This window comes from Bacteriovorax sp. DB6_IX (assembly GCF_000447775.1).
GTDB lineage: Bacteria > Bdellovibrionota > Bacteriovoracia > Bacteriovoracales > Bacteriovoracaceae > Halobacteriovorax_A.
On record NZ_AUNJ01000493.1, the window covers coordinates 1 to 3712 of the forward strand.

The window sequence follows — 3712 nt, forward strand, 5'->3', positions numbered from 1 at the left end:
GTTCGGCCCATTTACCATAGGTGTAATTACGTTTTGTGGCCTTCTGATGCTCAAAAACATCATTTAACAGCTTTCTGTAATCCTTATATTTGAATATATCAATCTCTTTGATTTTCATTACTTACCTGATCGGAACAGCTTTTGAGATTATTTAGGGAAAATTCACATTTTCTGTGAATGTAAAAAGGAAAAGGTCGTCAGCATAAAGTTGAATAAATAGCTCGGATAAGTATTATGCTCACTACCTAATAAATAAGGGAATTGCCCTTTATTACTGACAATTGAGAGAGCATAGCATGATGAATTTTCTTAAAACTGTGACACTTTTACTAATGACTTCAGCGGTTTTTGCCAACACTGGATGGAGTGGAAAGCTTCTTGAAAATGAGCTTTTTAACGAACAAGTAAGAGAGCATATTGTGAGTAGCTATAAGGACAAGTGTGTAACTTCTCAAAAGGACTTCGAGCTTCCTCCTGTGATTCTTATTACAGCTAAGGAGTCATCTCTGGGTTATATCGGAACTGAGGCCCCTGAGTTTACAGTAACACTAAGAACTTTTAACACTGATATTTCTGAGTATGTTGAGCAGAACTTTGACATTCAGGTTCAGTACAATAATCTCTTAGATAAATTTAAAATTAAGCTGGCAGATAACTTCGATATCCTCTGCCTATAAGATCAATTCTAGCGCTGCTAAGACTTATCTATGCAGCGCTGATAACTTTCCGGATGGTGAAAGTTAGGCTTCATATCAGCATGCTTTATTGCCCAAAACGTCTCGATAATATCACCTTTTTCATTTTCAATTAAAAGTACCGCAGTTGTTGAATACTCAGATTTCTTAAAGTCTTGGTGGGCCAGGGCGAGATTTACTTTTTCGATGATAACATTCATCTCAATTCTGTCTTCTGTTTTGACGATCTTAACTTTTGGTGTATTGATAATATTCCACTCAGTGAGATCTTTTGTCTCTGAGTTAAAGTTAAAGCAATTCCAGTTCAGAGAAGAGGAGAAGTTAAACTCCATATACTCTTTGTATTTGCCGCTTCTTAAGAAGAATTCAAAGCAGGTCTTCTTCCAAAGTCCGATGAGTCTTTGAGGTGTTGCATTACATTTTTCAATGACAATAGAGGAGATATCTCCCGTGATGATATAATCGATTTTAATACAGTTCTCAAGAAAGGAGACTGTTGAGTTGAACTCAAAAGGATACTCCTTTCTTGAAAATGGAATTAGTTTCTTTGTGATCATGAGCCTATTTTATCACTCATCACCTTATTTAAGAAATCTACTGGTAATGGAAAGAAAGTTGTCGATTTTCCCTCTCCAGATGAGATCTCTTTCATGGTATCTAAGTACCTTAGAACAATAGCATCTTTTTGTTTACCAAGAATTTCTGCCGCTTCAGCAAGTTTTATTGAGGCCTCAAGTTCACCTTGGGCAGAGATAACTTTTGCTCTCTTGTCTCTTTCTGCTTCTGCTTGTTTGGCCATGGCCCTTTGCATTTCAATTGGAAGATCAATGGCCTTAACTTCAACAGTGGAAACTTTGATTCCCCATGGTTCAGTTTGTTCATCGAGAATGGCCTGAAGTTTTAAGTTAATATTCTCTCTTTTAGAAAGGATTTCATCGAGTTCAAATTGTCCAATAACTGATCTTAAAGTCGTTTGAGCAATTTGAGCTGTGGCCTGAAGAAAATTCTCTACAGCAATAATCGATTTTTCAGGGTCTTCAACTCTAAAATAAACAACACCATTAACTTTTAAAGTTACGTTGTCCTTCGAGATAATATCCTGTGATGGGATATCCATTGTGACTGTTCTGAGATCGACTTTTTGCATCTTCTCAAGCCCTGGGATTAAAAAGATAAGTCCTGGTCCACGTACGCCAGTTAAACGGCCGAGAAAGAAAATAACACCTCTTTCATATTCCGCAAGAATTTTGATGGAATTGAATAAGAGAATTAAAATGATAACGACAAATGGTAAAAAAGGTCCTAAAAAATTCATTCCTACTCCTTGGAATCATTAGAAAAGTTGAATTTGACACAAAATTGACAATGAGTTGACCCCTAACAGATGTAAGCGCTCCTCTTGTCAGCTAAGATAGTTACATGAGTTAGCGGCTTTCGCCCTCTCTCCCTCATTTTTTGTTGATGTGTCGTCTCTATAAAAACTCAATAAAAAAGAAGGTCGCTAACTACTTTACCTACCTAAAAAGAGATGAGGTTGTGGGCCCATCTTTTAACTTCATTTCTAAGCCACTTAATTTCATTGATTCCTACCTCTTCAGCTTTTGAGAGGGCGAAAGCTATTGATAATACCTGTGAAAGTGTTCTCTTTGACATAAACTATCCTTCAATTTTTTTTATTTCTAAAGTGAGGTCTCTATTCTTACATAGAACTTGGACTTTGTCTCCTAGAACAAGACTTTGTTGACTTGTCGCACGCCAAATTTCCCCGTGTGATTTAATCATATACTTACCTTGTTCTTTTACTTCGATAACCGTTCCTATCTGTAGGTTGTCATCATTAAATTTATGTTGGCCTATCTTCTTACGGCTCTTCATATAAATATAGAATACGATTCCTATGAAAGTCACAATCGCTGCAACAACTGACATAATTACAGAGAATGAGACACTCAAATAACTATCATCAGTTCTAAAGAGAAAGAGAGAGCCTGCCACGAGTGCTCCGGTCGCTGCGAGGGAGAGTATGCCAAAGCTGGTGATATATATCTCTAAAATAAACAACACAAAGCCTAAGCAGATAAGGGCCAGAGCGCCGAGATTGAGTGGTAGCACTTCAAAGCCTATTGATGCCAATACTAAGCAGACTGTTCCAATTGCTCCAGCTATAAAACCACCAGGGGCCTGAAACTCAAGATAGATTAGTGCCGCTCCAACTAGGAAGAGGATATAGGCGAGATTAGGTGAGCTTAAAATATTTAAGAGTCTTTGACCGAGATCCATTTTGGCATCAGTCACTTGAATATTTGAATTAAATGAAAGTTCAACTTTCTTATCTCCAAGTCTGACTTGGCGTTTGTGTGCTGATTTTAAAACATCCTCGTAGCTTTGGGCCAGTCCATCAATGGCCTGGGCCTTAAGGGCCTCGCTGGCCGTATAACTTGCAGCTTCTTCAATCATTTTCTCAAAAGGCTTGGCCTTCTTGCCATGGAGTTGGGCCTGAGATCTTACCAGGGCCTTGATGTCATTAATGGCCTTAGAACGAAGATCAGAATTCTTTTTAAGATCTCCTGTGCTCGAGATCGGAGTTGCTGCTCCGATATTAGTTCCCTCGGCCATAAAGAGGAGGTGGGAGCTTGAAGCGATAATGGCCCCAGCACTGGTTGCCGATGAACCAGCAGGTCCAACCCAGATAATTGTTGGCTTCTTAGAGCTTGAGAGCTGGATCATGATCTCTTTCGTTGTTGAGAGTAATCCGCCAGGAGTATTCATTTGAATGAAATAAGCATCGGCCTGAGGGAACTTCTCAATATTATGCTTTAAGTAGTCTAAAGTGGCCGGATTGATTGTCGAATCAATATTAAATTTGAGTATTCTGTTAATTTCATATACATTGGTTTGCTCGGCAAAACCCGTAAAATGAAATTGAATAAGTAGAAGAATGAAGAGTGATTTTATAAATCCCATCATGATTCCTTTCTTTTGAAATGGAGATTAAAAATATGTATAGAGTTATTTTC

Annotated in this window: 5 protein-coding genes; 1 reads left to right on the forward strand and 4 read right to left on the reverse strand. The window is 38.0% G+C overall.

Translation table 11 applies throughout. The annotated features are described in order from the left end of the window. Window positions 1–299 precede the first annotated feature (299 nt). Window positions 300–677, forward strand: a complete 378-nt coding sequence (locus M901_RS15470) for a hypothetical protein (protein ID WP_198295420.1) — start codon at window positions 300–302, stop codon at window positions 675–677. A 17-nt stretch (window positions 678–694) separates the two neighbouring features. On the opposite strand, the gene M901_RS16875 is transcribed toward M901_RS15470, so the two are convergent. The 4 genes from M901_RS16875 to M901_RS15485 all read right to left on the reverse strand — a co-directional run bounded on the left by M901_RS16875 (window position 695) and on the right by M901_RS15485 (window position 3659). After that, window positions 695–1252 (reverse strand): hypothetical protein, encoded by a 558-nt coding sequence (locus M901_RS16875; protein WP_021279156.1) that lies wholly within the window; start codon window positions 1250–1252, stop codon window positions 695–697. After that, on the reverse strand, window positions 1249–2010 hold the full coding sequence (locus M901_RS15480) for a slipin family protein (RefSeq protein ID WP_021279154.1): 762 nt from the start codon (window positions 2008–2010) through the stop codon (window positions 1249–1251). The genes M901_RS16875 and M901_RS15480 overlap by 4 nt, the downstream gene beginning before the upstream one ends. A 203-nt stretch (window positions 2011–2213) precedes the next feature. Next, window positions 2214–2348, reverse strand: coding sequence for a hypothetical protein (locus M901_RS18250; protein WP_021279157.1), 135 nt, complete (start codon window positions 2346–2348; stop codon window positions 2214–2216). Window positions 2349–2351: 3 nt separating this feature from the next. Beyond that, window positions 2352–3659 (reverse strand): nodulation protein NfeD, encoded by a 1308-nt coding sequence (locus M901_RS15485; RefSeq protein ID WP_034722647.1) that lies wholly within the window; start codon window positions 3657–3659, stop codon window positions 2352–2354. Window positions 3660–3712: the final 53 nt, after the last annotated feature.